This is a genomic window from Pseudoalteromonas amylolytica, assembly GCF_001854605.1.
Lineage (GTDB): Bacteria > Pseudomonadota > Gammaproteobacteria > Enterobacterales > Alteromonadaceae > Pseudoalteromonas > Pseudoalteromonas amylolytica.
In genome coordinates this window covers 1-17,386 of record NZ_MKJU01000020.1, presented here as the reverse complement: position 1 = coordinate 17,386, position 17,386 = coordinate 1, and the positions used below count along the sequence as shown (strand labels likewise).

Sequence of the window (17,386 nt, the reverse complement as noted above, 5' to 3'; positions counted from 1 at the left end):
GAAACAGCGTCGATGATAGTGTGGCAGCTGCCATGTGAAAGTAGAACATCGCCAAGCACCTAATTATAGAAAGCCCGATTCGAAAGAGTCGGGCTTTTTGGGTCTGTAGGTCGTGATAAGCGTAGCGCCATCCGACGTTTAAGAGAATCCCTCGGCATTCTATAACCCTCGGCATTCTATAAAACCGCTCACTTCACCTTGCGCAAAGGAAACGTCCTCACTGCGTTCGTTATCGTTAACCCTTTGCACTTAATTCACCTTGCGCAAAAGCTACGGACTTCGTCCGTAATTTTGCACTGTAGCGTCGATGATAGTGTGGCAGCTGCCATGTGAAAGTAGAACATCGCCAGGTCCTAATTAAGTAAAAAGCCCATCCATTGTGATGGGCTTTTTGCGTTTTTGGGTCTGTAGGTCGTGATAAGCACAGCGCCATCCGACGTTTAGAGAGTCCCTCGGCATTCTATAACCCTCAGCATTCTTAAATAGTCCCTCAGCATTCTATAAAATGGCTCACTTCACCTTGCGCTTCGTCCGTAATTTTGCACCCCACGAGTGTTTCTATTATTCGAATACACTGCACATTGGCTATATGAAAAGTGAGTGTTGTTGCAATAGAGAATTTCAATAGTTGCAATTGGTATACGATTTAAATTAAGCTGAATATGAATATATTCATATGTCGATAAAGGATCTGTATCGGTGTTTAGCCTTGTAGTTGTTATAGATCCGGCCCGTTGCGTTTCTAAAATCAGTAGCTAGATTTATAGATGTACATAAAAACTGCTCGAAGGTTGTTGGTATGTGTTAGTCATCGAGCGTGTTTATTTGTCCGGCCTATATTGTGCTATGTAAATAAAAGGTGTAGATTGCATGAATACTAATAAAAAGAGTTTTACAATACTATCGAAAAGCTTGTTAAAACAAGTCTTTGGAGGTAACGGCGGAGCAGGTGGTGGTCATGAACCGCCTATTTCTGTTTCCAACGTTATGAAATAGAGGAACAGAGGAGAAAAAGGAGCTTTGTTGCTATGAGTGGCATTTTGGTGCACATAGAATTAACGCTGACGGTGATTAAAATCCTCACGCTTATAATTCTTGGCGCATTTGGCAAGGATTCTATAAGGGCAATGATATTCAATCGCCCAGAATCTGGTAGTGTTGAGCAGTTTGAGCACTCACTATTTGTCTTTGTATTTACTTCAATGGTATTTCAGTTGATAGCCATTGCCATAAGAGATGTAATTTACAGCCTTGATGTAGGTGTGCAGGCCGTTCGGCAAATATTTTACATTAGTTTTAGTATTCACGAAGGCTTGTTCATGGTTGCGGTGATTCAATGGCATAACTTTAAGAAATGTAACTTTGCTAAAATTACGACCTACGGATTTTACGTATCAGGTATGTTAGTTATTCTACTGATGTCACGGTATGTTGATCGGGTGGTATTTGGCACGGATGTTCTTAAAGTTATATATACCCAAATAGTGGTATTAACCAATGTATTTATGTGCTTACTGATGGCAGCTTACCCTATGCAAAAATTGCTTCAGTTTATAACCTTTAAGTTTAAGCCATCAAGTCGCCAGTGAGGCGATTAAAACCTCTAAAATTGACGATGTGAAAGTAAATAAATGAGGGAGGTTCATATAGGTGAACCTCCCTCATTGGGCTAGTAAACGTTGATATTGTTATGGCGCATTTGAAGGCATATGTACTTCTACTTCCTGACCCGTTGATAGACGCTCAGCACCACGTACTGCAACCGAGTCTCCGACCTTTAACTCATTTTCTCCTAGAGCCTTAATCGCAACATACTTTCCCTGTCCTTTTCCCACTTCTACTTGGATTTGCTCAGCCTTGTTGTCTTCATTAATACGCACCACATGGACACCCTGCTTTCTGAGTATTAATGCATCTCGATTGACTAGTAGCTCAGGCTTTCCCGAGCTTAGCGGTAAGGTTACATCCACTAATTGACCTGCGGCCCATTTTCGTGCAGTTTGCTTTGGCAAAGTTGCCCGCACTTCAAAAGATTGTGAACGCGGATCTGTTGCTGGAATAATTGCTGTAATGGATGCCTCTACACGGCTTGAGAGATCTGTGTTACTTGTTGCTATTGGTAGTGTTACACCATTGTCTAGGCTACTTAGATATTTGACCGGGACATAAAATCTAGCTTCCAAGTTTTCAATATCGATTAACCGCACTAGCTTGTCGGCACGGTTAATATCTTGCCCAGAGCGATTAAAACGTTCACTGACCACACCTGAAAAGGGAGCCTTGAGTGTTGAACGTGCGATTTTATCAGCGATCACGCGCAGCTCAATCTTCGCAAGTTGGATATCTGACTCAGCAAGGTCGTGCTGCTGTTTAACACTATCAACCTGACTTGCGGCTGCACTACTAGTTTTGGCTAATTGGGTTAAACGCTTCAACTCCTGCTTATGAAACTGCAGGTTAATTTTGGCTCTATTAAGCATCTCTTGTTGACGAGCTTGTTCTAGCTCTAATGGTAAAGTGTCGATGCGAGCTAGTATGTCACCTTTGGTTACTGTGCTGCCTGGTTCGACAACAAAGGTGAGTAGACCACCAACGCCAGCGGTTAGCGTAACATCTTGCTTGCCGTATAACGTACCGTGTAAAAGTATTGAGCTTCCGAGCGGAGCCATAGATATCGTCTCGACAGAAACTGGAGATTTTGCAAATGTTGGCGTAGTAAATGTAACCATAAGTGCAAGCAGCAGTGTGCTAACAACAGGTCTGCTTAAATTTAGGTGTCTTTTAAATAACAACATAGTAATTTCTCTATTGGTTGGCGACTAAATTGAGTTTAGGTTGGTTGCCTCTTAGGCTATCGCCGTCAATGGGCGCTTTTTGTTTTCCCAGTTGCAGTAGGCTGGGCATGAGTAATAACGTGAATAAAGCGCTAATTGCCATACCTCCAACTATTACTGTAGCCAAGCCTCGATATATTTCAGAGCCGACCCCAGGCATCAACATTAATGGCAGCATTCCAAATAGACTTGTGAGGGTGCTTAAATAAACGGGGCGTGCTCGAAGTAAAACGGCTTGTTGCACCGCTTGTTTTCTTGAGGCCCCAGCGCGTTCGGATGCTCTAGTCTGGTCGACTAATAAAATGGCATTATTTACAACAAGTCCCAAAAGAATAATAAATCCAATCATGGTGAGAAGGTCTAATGATTGGAAAGCGAATAAGTTTAGTACATACAGCGCTAGCACCCCCCCTGCAATTGCTAGAGGCATGACCAACAAAACTAGCAGGCTGTCTTTTGCAGATTTAAACAAGGCGGTCATGAGAAGGAATAGGATAAATAGTGCAAGTAGAAAGTTGAGGGTCATTTCTTCGATTGCTGAATTCATCTTTTGAGCATTTCCAGCAAGTATGGCGCTAGCATTTGCAGGTAAGGCGTCTCTAAGTTTTGGCATAACTTCTTCAGAAAGAAGCGCTTGAGCTTGTTGCAAACTCATATCTGCAGGAGGCGTTACCACTATGGATACTGTACGCTTCCCGTTAACTCTGCGTAATTGTGTGGGGCCTACCGTACGCTCTACTGAAGCGAGCTCCCCAAGCGTTTGAATGCCAGCGTTGGGGGTTACGAGCGGTAGAGCTTGTAGCTCTTCCGGTGTGTTCCATGCGCTTGCCCTGAGGATTACATTCATTCTCTCATTTCCGTTAAAGTATTCGTTCACGAAAAGACCCCCAGTAAATGCTTGAACAGCTTGTGCGACGTCATTTCTCGTTAAACCAGCTTGGGTGATTCGTCTATCATCGGGCTGCAAACGGAGCTCAGGTTCCGCCAAATCTAATCTTGGTTGTGGCTGAGCGGTGGCTTGTGGCAGCGCTTCTTTAACAGCGGCTAAAGCGACTTGTGCACCACTGATCAGGTCGTCCATGCTTGGGCCAGTTAAATCAATATTAATAGCGCGCCCATCACCACCGTTTGCTACTTGGATCATCGAACCTCTAAACAGGTACACTTGAGTATCCGGTAAATCATGAAAAATCTCTTTACGTGCAACGTCCATTAATTCTTCTACGCGTTGTGGATCATCTGAGTAGATGAAGCCCCCCGCGTTGGAGCCAAAAACATAGAAATTAAAGTCTTTAATTTTCGGTAGTTTTTCGCCCTCATAGTAGGGCATGACTCTCTCTTTTACGCGCTTTGCTATTTCCTCTTCCATGAAGCCAATATTTCCACCAGGTGGTGTGTTTAAACTATAAAAGAAGCCATCCGTAGGTGCTCTAGGCATAAAATCGGTTTGCGGCAGTAAAGTCAGCGTTATAGCTACAGAGCCCCCAAGCAAAGTAGCAACCCAGGCGAGCTGCTTTTTTCGGCTGTTGGTCAGCGCCATAATCCACTTTGTTAGCTTGCTCCAGTATTCTAAGTAAGGGTCAACTGTCTGCTCTTTTTCAGGTAAATATCTATTGGCAATGGGTATAATAGTCAATGCGCAGACGAGCGACGCAATGACAGCAATTGATAGCGTCAGTGCTAGGTCAGAAAATAGTTGCCCTTCTACCCCGGCCATAAACATAATCGGTAGAAATATGGCTACGCTAGTCGCGGTTGAGGCGAATAGGGCCCCAGCAACTTGCGTGGCACCCTTAAGTGCGGCCTTGGCGTTGTCTATGCCTTCACTTTTTAATCTAGCTATATTTTCTTGAACTATAATTGCGGCATCTAATACTAAGCCTACAGCAAAGGCAAGGCCCGCTAGAGAGATAACGTTTAAGCTGCGTTCAAACAAGTTTAGTGCGAGAAATGCCACCATCAAAGAAACGGGAATTGTGGCTGCAATAACGAGAGTAGCTCTGAACCCTCTAAAAAATAACCATAATATGCCGCATGCCATCAACACGCCCAAACCAAGATTACTTTTAACTAGCTGTAGCGCGTTGCGAATGTGAACAGATGCATCAAAGCTAAGCTCAATAGACAGTCCTGCTTCTTTGAGTACGCCAGAGTTTAATTCATCTATAGCCTGATTAATGCCATCAAGCACGGCAACAGTGTTTGATTCATTGCTTCGTGAGATGGTGATGTAATATGCTGGTTTGCCGTTTCTGAGCGTCATTGAACGTCTATCTGTAACAGTATCTGCCACACTGGCGATATCGCCAAGGTAGATGGGCCTGTCTCCAGAATAGCCTACTCTCATTGTTGTTAAGCTATCAACGTCGTATTTACCAGTAAAGCGTACCGTATACTGGCGTCTACCCACATCAGCGATGCCCCCTGATACATCAGTAGAAGAAGAAATGGTATTACGAATTTGGGTTAAGCTAATGCCATATGAAGCGGCTTTGTACGGGTCAAATGTCACTCGTAATTCGCGTTGCCTTTGACTATTTAAGTTTACGCGCGACACGCCGGGAATGCGTGCAAGCCTAGGTTCAATAAAGTCCTCAATTTGCTTTTGGTAGACCGCCATATCGAAGTTATCGCGTTCATAATTCAGTGGTAAAACGAGCAAGCTCGCAGCCGTGGGGCCACCAGAGCCTGGCCCTCCGCCACCGCCAGACGTCACGATAGGGTCAGTTGCGTCAAGTGGGAGAGGAGGCGCTTGATTGAGGCTAGTCAGTACATCAAGCATTGCCTGCTGCATATCGGCACCTACTGCAAAAGTGAGAGTAATGGTACCGTTGCCCTGATTAATTTGCGTGTTGACCTCGAGCGCGCCTGGCGTGTTCTTAACTGCATTTTCAAGCGGTTCGATGATCATAGACTCGATTTCTTCTGGCGCGGCCTGTCGCCACCCAGAAAATATAGTGATCTGTGGTTGTTCAATATCAGGTGTGAGTTGAATTGGCAGTTTAAAAATACTAATCAAGCCAAATAACATAATCAGCACTAATATCACTAACACACTGGCAGGGTTTTTAAGCGAACTACGTGTTAAATTCATAACAACATCCAATCTTTTTCTTTACTCGACAAGTATCAGGTAAAAGGGTGAGCTGCGCTAGCGGCTATTTTTCACTCTCCACAGAATGTAGCGACTAACAGCCGCTATTTTACGATAAATAACTAAGTTGCAATAATTTGTAACGAAATTAGATAATTTGAAATACTTTTAGAAACCTAATTTACATGTATTGCTGGACATGAACTAGGATGACTACAATAGGTTGGTAATACTGGAAAGGACAATAAAGTTGGGGGAGGCACACGGTAACTTATGCCTACCCCAAGATGCTACTATGGCTGTGTATCTGCAAACTCAAACGTTGGGTAGTTAGCTGGTTTGAAACGGTTGATGTTGTATAGGAATCGGCTATCTTTTACGGGTAATGTGGCTGACCCATAATCATATTCATTCAGTTTGGCGCGTAATGTCTGATTGTTTACTCCGTCGCCCTGCATTTCGTACCAGCTGATTATATTGGGTGTTACAAAACGGTTATAACCGTTTTCTGCAACTTCTTGATACTTAGCAAATCGTAATGCATGGGTTAACAAACCATCCTTGTGGTAAACGATTTTCAAATGGCCATTTTCGAAAGGTAGCTCACTTGCTGGCTTGGTGTACAGATCTCCATGGGCACTGTAACTACCATGTGTAACTATACCGTCATGGGTCCATACCGCCGCATATTCCCAATCATGTCGATGTCCGCCTCCAAAATAATGGAAAACTTGGTCTTTTTTGAAGTACAACGCATAGAAATGGGCGCAGTATTGTCCCTGAGCATCGTTATGACAGGCATACCTGTGCACGGTATTGGATGTTCTTAAAAATAAGCTGTCACGACAGTCTCCTCCTAACGTGCCTGAGGTTTTTAGTCCCGCGTTTTGTTGTCCGGTTCGACGGATCCCCGCACTTGGTAAACAACCATCGCCATCAAAGTCAAATACTGGCTCTGTGCCGTTGATGACGTAGCTTGGTGGCAGTGCAGTGTCTAAAGCTAAAAAGTCGTTTGCTAAGATGGTATGGCTAAAAAAAGGGGCTGTAAGTAGAGTGAGGCGAAAGAATCTAGCTGTTGTTGTCATAATAATAACTCATCATAATATTATAAAATTAGAATAAGTTATCAATATGACATAAATGTATGCTATTTGTTAAGTTTTGTGTTTTTGTTCTTTTTGCTGCGACAGGAGCTTGTTCATAAAGTCGCTCTCTACTATTTTTAAAGCAGCCAATACTTCCTCAGGGTCAAGCTCATTTTGCTCAAGCAACATGATAAGGTCAACGGCCAATTTTACGTGGTTCGGTGCGGTTTCTAAAGAGTTATTCATTGCGGAGTCTTTTTCTTTTTTGCTACCTGTTCGCCTGCGAATTTGATTGCTTTTTCTACTTGCTCTTCCATTACGATACGCTCGCTTTGTGGCAAGTAAAAAGCCATATCTACGTCATTTCTGATATAACGGGCGGGCAATTGATTGAGAACGGTACAACAGAAATCAGCCATAACATCTTCATCGTACTTTTCATGTAAGTTGTGCTCTACAATCTTGTCTAAAACGATTTTCTCATAATAGTTATGTACATCATCATGTAATTTCATTTTGCTTACCTGCCGCGTTAGTACATTCAGTCTCTATATCATAATAGCTGGGTTAGCGGTCAGGGCAACAAAAAACTGCTTATGTACATCAACGAGTTGGGTTATATTTTTTTGATAGCCACCCCCCATGGCAGCGGCCATGGGAATATTATTTTGGCGGCAGTAATCCATCACAAGTTTATCACGCGCTAATACGCCATCGAGGCTAACATTCAACAGGCCTAATTCATCTTGCTTATATATATCCGCACCCGCATTGTACAGAATCAGATCGGGTGAGTGTAGGCGACAAACCAGTGATAATGCTTGATGAACAGTATCTAAATACGCTTCATCTTGGGCATTTGCTGCAAGTGGAAAGTCGTAATCGGATTCAGCTTTGTTGCGAGGAAAGTTTTGTTCACAATGAATCGAACAAGTTATGATATCAGACCGTTCGGTCAAAATACTTGCGGTTCCGTCACCTTGATGCACATCACAGTCAAATATAACGATGGTTTCTGCCAACGCTTGCTGAATTAAATAGCAAGCGGCGACAGCAAAGTCATTGATAATACAAAATCCAGAGCCGAAACCTTTGTGAGCATGATGATAACCCCCACTTAAGTTGGCAGCGACTCCATGTTTTAACGCACAATTTGCAGCTTCAATGCTGCCACCAACAGAATACAGAGTACGTTCAACAAGTGCTTTAGACCAAGGAAAGCCCATTTTTCGAATTGCTTTTTCTGATAATGTGCCGTTTATAAAGCTCTGTACGTAGTTTGCATCATGGCACAACAAAAGAGATTCTATGTTGACTTTACTAGGGCAAACCAGCTTATTCTGTAATTGTAACTGCACTAATTGGTCTTTTAGCAATACATATTTTTGTATTGGAAAACGATGCCGAGGCGGTAGTGACAATGCGGAGTAAGATGGGTGATAGAATAACATTATCGATTTTGTTGTTTTTCAACTTGCTGAATCTTGGCTTCCGTTTCTGAAATGGCTTTTCTACAGCGCCCAAGTCTAGCGTGCAGAGCGAGGATCTCTTGGTTTATTTTCTGTGCTTCAGCATTGCTTGCTTTATCGAGCTTTTCTCGGCGAATTTCTATCATTTCTTGTAGCCGTCTTTCAAACTCATGGTTTTGAGACAGTTCTTGATATAGCTCATGAGAGCTTTGCATGATTTTTTGTACAGCTTTACGGTAGACTTTATTCTTTTTACTAAAACTGGCTTTGTTCTCTTTGGCCCAGACGGGTGTTGACTTGAGTACTTTGATGATAGCTTCAATCTGTGTTGCTATACGTTGTACAGCAAAGCTGTATGCGTGACGCTTTTCCATTGGCGGAAGATGCTTTACTTGTGCTTTTATCTCATCAACATAGTCACAAAGTAACAGGCTTTTAGTGGCAAATACTGTACGGTCAAATAGGCTTGGTTGAGCCTGAATATAACGGTTTTTATCAAACCACTTGGCATTGTCAAATTGTTGGGCTTGCTCACTCAATCTGGCCAGTTGCTGGTGCAACTTATCAAGCGCGTTATTCACGATAAATATGCCTCAATGACTAACTTTCCGGCGAGTATTATAACAATGGTATTAAACAAAGGTTTTATTAATTTGTTGCCAAATTTAATAGCAGAATGTGCGCCAATCCATGCCCCAAGCATCAAAAACACACCCATTGATATGCCCAGTAGAAAGTTAACATGGCCTAACGCTACAAACGTGATCAAAGAAATGAAATTGGAGACAAAATTCATTGAGCGGGCTAAACCACAGTTTAATAATAAACTTACCTTATAAAGCATACTGTTAGATGCGGTCCAAAAAGTACCAGCTCCAGGGCCCGCCATGCCATCAAAAAAGCCTAAGCTTAGGCCTTGAACCCACTGCTTTATTTTTAGTAGTCGAGTGACAGGTGGTAGTGTATGAGATTCGGTTGGGCTTAATTTACCAAACAGGCTATAGCAAGCGACAAGAATAATTACCACAGGGAGTAACTTGTTTAAAAACTCAGTACTGAGATAATCAACGAGGAGTGTGCCTAGTATTGCGCCAATTGCAGTAGCGAGAATAGAGGCTGCCCAAAACCTTGGGTTAAATAATTGCCTGCGGTAGTAGGTAAGGCTGGCTGTTATGGAGCCAAAACTTGCGGCCAGTTTATTTGTACCAAGGGTAACATGGGGTGGTAGACCAGCCGTCAGTAAGGCTGGTACGGTTAGCATACCCCCACCACCGGCGATAGCATCAATAAAGCCGGCGGCTAAAGCAACTACACAAAGCAGTCCCCAGGTCATTGGATCAAGCGCGAGTTCAAACATTTAATAATCTATTTTTCTTTTAAATGGAGGCAGCGTATCTAACATGGCTTTGCCGTAACGTTTAGTTACTAAGCGCCTGTCGAGTATGGTTATGCGGCCATGATCAGATTCTTTACGCAGCAGTCTACCACAGCTTTGTACTAATTTCTTTGCAGCATCAGGAACGGTGATAGATAAAAATGGATTCCCACCTTTGCTTTGCACGAACTCAGCCTGTGCTTCCTCAATTGGTGAGGTTGGAACGGCAAAAGGAATTTTTGTAATGATGAGGTTTTCCAAATATGCACCTGGTAGGTCAAGACCTTCCGATAAACTCTGTGTGCCAAACAGTATACTGCCTTTACCTTGGTCGATATTATCCTTGTGAGTTTGCAATAGGCTCTCTCTCGATTGTTCACCTTGTACCAGAATTTGCCAGCGATCTTTGCGTAGCAGCTTAACCACATGATCCATTTGCCAGTATGATGCAAATAGCACCAAATTACCCTTATCACGTTGTAGGTATTGAGGAAGAGCTTGTGCCAGATAGTCACTAAATTCTTTGTTCGTGGGTTCTACTTCAGCATTAGGTAAGTGCAGCGTTGCTTGAGCTGAATAATCAAATGGCGAGTTAGCTTTTATGTACTTGACTCCGGGTTCGTTGCTTAGACCGCTCTCTTTTGCAAAGTGATCAAAAGTGCCCAGTGCACTTAATGTCGCCGAGCACAGAACGGCACCTGCACACTCTTTCCAAAGCTTATCTTTGAGGTAGTAGCCCACTTCGATAGGGCAATCGCATAACAGGTAATCATGATGATGTTTGTACTCAAGGCGTTTTATCCAACGTGCATGAGGCATGTTTTCACCTTTACGTGCATAACTGTTCCACAATTTATGGAGTTGTTCTAAACGATTAATGTATTGCCCACTTTCACCAAGTAATGGATCAGCTAGAAAGGGTTTAACATCGCCATCACTTACATCCTGGGTGAGTGCATCATGCATTTTATTGAGTGTGCGAAGCACATCTTGTGTTGCATCACTTATATCTTTTGCCTTAGAAATAAGAGAGTCGGGCACCAGTCCATGCTCAAAGCGATAGGTGTCATCCTGATTGTAATTAAATTCCGCGCGCTCAAGGATGTCCCTAACAGCTTTGAGATCTTTACTTGCGTCATTGGCTGCATCATTAAGTTTGAAGTTTTGGCCGATGGCTTTTTGCGACACGATAGTCGCTGCCATTTTGCCACTAAATTTTAATAACTTTTCGAGCCAGTCTAAGGTGCCTTTGATGGTTGCCGCGGCAGACGAAAAGTCACGGGTAATGTGAGGCAGGTGGTGTGCTTCATCGATTACATAAAATGTGTCATCTGGCTCAGGTAAAATTTTCCCGCCCCCCAACTCCAAGTCGGCCAGCAACAGTGCATGGTTAATGACCAATACGTCCATCTGCGCCATTTTCTGACGTGCCATATGAAACGGGCATAGGTGGTGCGATTTCATTTGTCGCTGACATGCATGCTTATCACAGGCAATAAGATTCCAGACTCTATCAGGTATGGTGTCGGCCCAACTATCTCTGTCTCCTTGCCAGCGCTTGTCCTGATAAGCACTGTGCAAATCTCTAAGGCACTTTTGCTCCATGTCTGATAATGGAGATGTCAAAGTTGGCGTGATTGATAACTGTATACTGTCTTCATTGAGAGCCGCGTTAAGTTTTTGCACACAAATATAACGCTGACGCCCTTTGACTAGGTCAAACTTGAATTCAAAACCACAGTGCTCCCTGAAAAAGGGTAGCTCTTTATTAATCAACTGTTCTTGCAAGGCAACCGTTGCGGTCGAAATAACCAACTTTTTCTTTTTAGCTAATGCCGTTGGCAGCGCACTGAGGCAATAGGCGAGTGATTTGCCTGTTCCTGTTCCTGCTTCTATCACACAGATGCGTTGGGTCTTGTGATATTCCCCAGCAAGCGTTTTAGCTATTTCTGCAACGAGATAATTTTGGCTACTGCGCTGACGGTATCCATCTAGGCTGTCGGCAATATTTTGATGGGTATGCCGAATGGTCTTTTTGAGAGCGTCTGAAAGCATGGGAATCGCCTAACTTGGATTTATATGTATATAATTACAGTGTCAAAGGGCTATTTTAGATGGGGAACGGATTTGGCACAAGCAGTCTATGCAGGCTTCATACTATCACGACAGCAGATTAATCACCATGGGCGATTACAGCTGTGCTATTGGCTTAAAACGGACCAAGGAACAATAAAGGCTTACATTGATAATGAGCAACCAGTGTTCTTCATCCGATACAGTGACCAACCACAAGCGCAGCGCTTGCTCAAACAAGAAAGTATCGAGACAAGTTTTAAAAATGTTGGTTTAAAGCACTTCGATCAAGAAGAGATGATTGCCTGCTACTGTCAAAATACACGCTCGTATCATCAGGCAAAGCAAGCATTAGATGGTGTTGTGAATATGTATGAGGAGGATATCCGGCACTGTGATCGCTTCTTGATGGAACGATTTATCCGCGGTGGGGTATGGGTACAAGGTAACTCAGTCGCCAAGACCGGCTATATGGAATTAACATCAGCCAAATTAAAAGCGCACCGCAGTTACCGCCCTACGCTTTCAGTATTATCATTAGACATTGAGTGTAGTGGTGACGGTGTTTTATTTTCCATTGGATTGGCCAGTGAGAATCATCGTTGCGTGATTATGATTGGAGAACCACCAGAGGGCCAAGATACACCAGCGTATATCCATTGGGCCCCGGATGAATCTGCTTTGCTATTTGCGCTCATGGAGAAAATTAGCGTACTAGACCCTGATGTAATCATTGGGTGGAATGTAATTGAATTTGACTTTGTGGTGCTAGCCGAGCGAGCACAGATGCTCGGTATTGAGCTTATTCTAGGTAAAGATGCGCAGCCAATAGATGTGTACAAGGGCAATTACGTTAGGGTGATGATCTCTGGTCGTGTTGTGATCGACGGTATTGATACCTTAAAAAATGCGACGTATCACTTTGATAGCTTCCGTTTATCCAATGTAGCTGAAAAGGTTCTGGGTGAGAAAAAGCTGATCGAGCAAGACGACAGGTTAGAGGAAATTATACGGCAGTTTAACGAAGACAAGCTGAGCCTCGCAGCCTATAACCTCAAAGATTGTGAGTTGGTCCTAGCAATCTTTGCCAAGCTAAATTTATTAGATTTTGCCATTGTCAGAAGTCAGTTGACCGGACTTGAACTTGAACGCATGGGGGGATCGGTCGCCGCATTTACCAATTTATATCTACCACTGTTACACCGCAGTGGCTACGTTGCGCCAAATTTAGGCGAGCATGGACTAAATTTTGAAAGCCCTGGTGGTTATGTGATGGATTCTAAACCTGGGCTGTATAAAAACGTAGCAGTACTGGATTTTAAAAGCCTTTATCCTTCTATCATCCGGACATTCTGCATCGACCCTATGGGGTTAATCGAAGGTCTCAAATCGCCTCAAGATGCAGTGCCTGGTTTTCATAATGGTTCTTTTTCTAGAACTCGGCATCACTTACCTACTTTAGTGGCTGAGCTTGCCCAAGCAAGACAAAGCGCTAAACAAGCACGCGATGATATGCTTTCACAGGCAATTAAAATCATCATGAATAGCCTGTATGGCGTGTTAGGCTCAAAAGGCTGTCGCTTCTACGATCCGCGTTTAGCCAGTTCAATCACCTTGCGAGGTCATGAAATAATGCAGACCACGCGAGAGCTAATAGAAGCTCAGGGTTTAGAGGTCATATATGGAGATACAGATTCAACATTTGTAAAACTGCCTGACCAGTGGAGCATTAGCAAGTGTGAAGCCGAAGCTGTGGCATTGGTCAATATCGTGAATACCTTTTGGCAACAAGAATGCAGTGCATCTTTCGACTTAACCAGCCATTTAGAAATTGAGTTTGAAACTCTATACCACACCTTTTTTATGCCTACGATTAGAGGGCAGGCGGTTGGCTCTAAAAAGCGTTATGTTGGAGAAATCATTGACAATGGTAGAGCAAAATTGGTTTTTAAAGGAATGGAAAGTGTGCGCAGTGATTGGACGGAAATTGCTAAGAAATATCAACAAGATGTTATTAGAGCTTTGTTTGATGGGGAATGTTTGTTGCGTATAACAAAAGGGTACATAGATTCTATACGGGCAGGTGAGGTTGATCACTTGTTGCGATATTCGAAACGTTTGGGGCGTGCTTTGGAAGAATATACCAAAACAGTCCCTCCACACGTCAAAGCTGCAAGGCTTTCCGTGTTAAATAACCAGAGTCGAAATTTGTCAAAAGGCAGTGTTATCAATTATTACATGACTAATAACGGACCTGTTATGCACCTTGAAAACAACAAAATAGACTATGAGCACTACATAGAAAAGCAGATTTACCCCATTTTGATGATGATACCTAATTACGAAAATGTTCTTTTTCAGTTAACAGGACAGCGCTTTTTTTCTTTTTGAGATCAAATATATGTTTATTATTTGTTGGTTTAATGTTGTACCTTATATTGGTAATTTCTAAAAATTAAATAATTTGCGGTTGACGCTAACGTCAATGCTTGTTTAATATTCATGGTGAATGTTGCACGAGTGCAACTTCCCATAAGGGCAAAGCCCACAAAAAATTACAAGCTACTAACAAGTAGTCCAGGGAGATACAAATGTTAAATAGTAAAGTTTCAAAAGCGGTTCGCTTAGCAATCGCGTTTGGCGCTGCTTCTACGGCTGCGTTTTCTGCGAATACGTTCGCGGCCGAAGGTGAACAGAAAGTAGAGCGTATCGAAGTTACTGGTTCTGCAATCAAAAGAACTGACTTAGAAGGTGCATTACCTCTAGACGTAATCGATGCGTCAGCAATCGCAAAATCAGGTGTAACAAGTGTTCCTGATCTAATCGCTAACCTTCCTGCGATGCAGGGTTTCACAGCTGCTGGTGAGTCAGTAGGTGGTGGCGGTGGCGGTATCCAAACTGCTTCACTAAGAAACTTAGGTTCTGAATACACGCTAGTTCTTCTTAATGGTCGTCGTATGGTATCTGCTGACTCAGGCGGTACAATCGACCTTAACTCAATTCCTCTAGCGGCTATTAAGCGCGTTGAAATCCTAAAAGATGGTGCATCTGCACTATATGGTTCTGACGCTATCGCAGGTGTTGTTAACTTCATCCTTAAAGATGACGTACAAAGCACAACTATCAGCGCTCGCTATGACAAGCCAAAAGATACTTCAAGCTCAAACTTCTCAATCACGACTGGTTTCGGTGATTTGAGTGTTGATGGTTTCAACATCACAGCTGCATACAGCCGCGATGAGCAAGATAACCTACGTTCTGTTGACCGTGATTTTGCAAAAACTGGTTTCGTTCAATTTGAACACTCAGGTCAAGACCTACTAGCAGTTGCTGGTTCTTCAAGTGCTATCCCTGGTAACGCGTATGTAAGCTATAACAGACGTGATGAGAACGGCGAACTAATGTTCGATGAAGATGGTAACAACATCAGAAGCACTTATTCATTCAACCCGTACAAATTGAACAACAACGATACTTGTCACACTACAAGTGCACCGTCTGGCGCACGTGCGTGTCAGTTTGACTACACAAGTACTTTGGAAATCCAACCAGAGTCTGAGCGTGACAATATCTTCGTTCAAGGTGTTGCAACTGTAAATGATACGACTGAAGTATACGCGAATGCTTCATGGTCAAAATTCGAAATGATCACACGTATCGCGCCATACCCAACAGGTATTCCTCTAGCTATTGACTCAGAACTAGCGCAAAAATACGTTATTCCTCATACACCGCAAGCTATTTTAGATGATATGGTTGGTATCAGTGCTCGCTGGCGTGTACTTCCAGGCGGTAACCGTACTGATGAGTGGAATACAACAACTAGCCAAATCACAGCGGGTATCCGTGGTGAAATCTCTGAGTGGAATTATGACCTAGCGGTAACTCGCGGTGACTCAGAGCGTGAGCAAAACCGTCTAACGGGTTATCCTAAGCAAGAAGAGTTTCTAGCTCTACTTAACTCTGGTGAAATCGATATCTTCGCAGCGCCTGAAGATTTAACTGATGAAGAAAATGCAGCGGTAGCAGCAACTATGTTTAACGGTCTTTGGGAAAAGACTGAAACTTCAATGACTTCAATTGATGGTAAGATCTCAGGTGCAATCGCTGATTTAGACGCAGGTAGCGTATACCTAGGTGTTGGTTTTGATTACCGTACATCTGAGTACTCTCGCTTTAACGGCGAAGGTAACAACGACAAGGTAGTATTGTACGAGTCAGTATCTCCTGAGTATGACCTAGAGCGCGAAAACTACGGTGCATTTGCAGAATTGATTGTTCCAGTTCTAGAAAACCTTGAAGTAACGGGGTCAATCCGTTACGACAACATCGGTGAAGTTACTGATTCACTTCGTGAAGGCAACAAAACAGTTAACGATAGCGAAAACGATACAACTTATAAGTTGAGCCTATCTTACCGCCCAACAGACGAGCTATTGCTACGTGCTTCAATGGGTACTGGCTTCAAGATGGCTACCATGCGTCAAATCGCTGAGCCTCGTGTAGAGTTTGGTGTAACAGCTGCACCTTACGACTGTCCACTAGCATCAGGTCACCCACTGAAATCAGCATGTCACTCAGACAAACTTCAGTATGACGTATACCGTGAAGGTAACGCGGCACTGAAGCCAGAAACTTCTGAGCAGTATACATTCGGTTTCGTATGGGCTGGTGACACAGGTACAAGTGTATCTGTTGACTACTGGAACATTGACATGGAGAACGAGGTTCGTCGTCTAACTCAGAACCAAATCTTCTTCAACCCAGCGACTTATAACCACTTATTCACGACTAAGTATGATGAGAGCTTGAAAAAAGACGTTCTAGCTATCGTTCAAGCAGCGGATAACGTTGGTAAGTCAACGACTACAGGTATCGACTGGAGCATCAACTTAACGAACGAACTATCTTTCGGTACGTTGAAGACTGGTATCATGGGTACTTACCTAATCGAGTCTGAAAACCTACGTGTTGGTGAAGACAATGTATGGGATTCAAGCCTAGGTAAAGTTGGTCCAGATGAAGCAGTTGCATTCCGTAACATCATCAACATCAACAACTCATTCACTCACGGTGACTTCACTCATGACTTGAACATCAAGGCTCGTAGCGGTTACACAGATGCAGCTGCTGATGTAAACTTCACAGTTTACAGATCTGACTTGAGCGAGACAGTTGATGGAAGCCTTATCCAGAAGCACATTCCGGTATACTTCACTGTTGATTACCGCTTGTCATATGCTTACGGCGACAATGCAAACGTAACATTCGGTATTAAGAACCTATTAGACAAAGAGCCGCCATTTACTCTAAATGCCGCTGCTGGTCACCAAGTAGGTTACGATCCACGTTACGCAGACCCGTACGGTCGTACTTTCTACATTCAAGCTGACTACACTTTCTAAGTTAGTTTGATGTAATAACAATTCGAAACCCCACTTTATGTGGGGTTTTTT

General features: G+C 43.2%; 13 protein-coding genes. 4 read left to right on the top strand and 9 right to left on the bottom strand.

Annotated features, from left to right (window positions below; translation table 11 throughout):
• Window positions 1-870 precede the first annotated feature (870 nt).
• Together BET10_RS21965 and BET10_RS04310 are read left to right on the top strand one after the other, a co-directional pair.
• Window positions 871-996: a hypothetical protein gene (locus tag BET10_RS21965; protein WP_275423278.1), complete on the top strand. Its 126-nt coding sequence runs from the start codon at window positions 871-873 to the stop codon at window positions 994-996.
• Window positions 997-1,028: 32 nt separating this feature from the next.
• Window positions 1,029-1,589 (top strand): hypothetical protein, encoded by a 561-nt coding sequence (locus BET10_RS04310; RefSeq protein ID WP_070983683.1) that lies wholly within the window; start codon window positions 1,029-1,031, stop codon window positions 1,587-1,589.
• Window positions 1,590-1,688: 99 nt separating this feature from the next.
• Here BET10_RS04310 and BET10_RS04305 read toward each other — a convergent pair whose 3' ends face one another.
• The 9 genes from BET10_RS04305 to dinG all read right to left on the bottom strand — a co-directional run bounded on the left by BET10_RS04305 (window position 1,689) and on the right by dinG (window position 11,912).
• Window positions 1,689-2,795, bottom strand: a complete 1,107-nt coding sequence (locus BET10_RS04305) for an efflux RND transporter periplasmic adaptor subunit (RefSeq protein WP_070983680.1) — start codon at window positions 2,793-2,795, stop codon at window positions 1,689-1,691.
• A 10-nt stretch (window positions 2,796-2,805) separates the two neighbouring features.
• Window positions 2,806-5,928, bottom strand: coding sequence for an efflux RND transporter permease subunit (locus tag BET10_RS04300; protein WP_070983678.1), 3,123 nt, complete (start codon window positions 5,926-5,928; stop codon window positions 2,806-2,808).
• Window positions 5,929-6,221: 293 nt separating this feature from the next.
• Window positions 6,222-7,013: an NPP1 family protein gene (locus BET10_RS04295; RefSeq protein WP_083330437.1), complete on the bottom strand. Its 792-nt coding sequence runs from the start codon at window positions 7,011-7,013 to the stop codon at window positions 6,222-6,224.
• Window positions 7,014-7,082: 69 nt separating this feature from the next.
• On the bottom strand, window positions 7,083-7,259 hold the full coding sequence (gene rsmS / locus BET10_RS04290; protein ID WP_070983676.1) for a pleiotropic regulatory protein RsmS: 177 nt from the start codon (window positions 7,257-7,259) through the stop codon (window positions 7,083-7,085).
• Window positions 7,256-7,528, bottom strand: coding sequence for a late competence development ComFB family protein (locus BET10_RS04285; RefSeq protein WP_070983674.1), 273 nt, complete (start codon window positions 7,526-7,528; stop codon window positions 7,256-7,258). The genes rsmS and BET10_RS04285 overlap by 4 nt, the downstream gene beginning before the upstream one ends.
• 33 nt (window positions 7,529-7,561) lie before the next feature.
• Window positions 7,562-8,467 carry a histone deacetylase family protein gene (locus tag BET10_RS04280; RefSeq protein ID WP_170829111.1) on the bottom strand — a complete coding sequence of 302 codons (906 nt, stop codon included), beginning with the start codon at window positions 8,465-8,467 and terminating at the stop codon, window positions 7,562-7,564.
• Complete coding sequence (locus BET10_RS04275; RefSeq protein WP_070983669.1) at window positions 8,464-9,066, bottom strand: primosomal replication protein; 603 nt, start codon at window positions 9,064-9,066, stop codon at window positions 8,464-8,466. The genes BET10_RS04280 and BET10_RS04275 overlap by 4 nt, the downstream gene beginning before the upstream one ends.
• Window positions 9,060-9,839, bottom strand: a complete 780-nt coding sequence (locus BET10_RS04270; protein WP_070983667.1) for a TSUP family transporter — start codon at window positions 9,837-9,839, stop codon at window positions 9,060-9,062. The genes BET10_RS04275 and BET10_RS04270 overlap by 7 nt, the downstream gene beginning before the upstream one ends.
• A complete protein-coding gene (dinG, locus tag BET10_RS04265) occupies window positions 9,840-11,912 on the bottom strand; it encodes an ATP-dependent DNA helicase DinG (protein ID WP_070983665.1) in 2,073 nt (690 codons plus the stop codon).
• 24 nt (window positions 11,913-11,936) lie between these two features.
• Between dinG and BET10_RS04260 the strand changes: the two genes are divergently transcribed.
• Window positions 11,937-14,321, top strand: a complete 2,385-nt coding sequence (locus BET10_RS04260) for a DNA polymerase II (protein WP_240503640.1) — start codon at window positions 11,937-11,939, stop codon at window positions 14,319-14,321.
• A 200-nt stretch (window positions 14,322-14,521) separates the two neighbouring features.
• On the top strand, window positions 14,522-17,335 hold the full coding sequence (locus BET10_RS04255; RefSeq protein ID WP_070983660.1) for a TonB-dependent receptor: 2,814 nt from the start codon (window positions 14,522-14,524) through the stop codon (window positions 17,333-17,335).
• Window positions 17,336-17,386 lie beyond the last annotated feature (51 nt).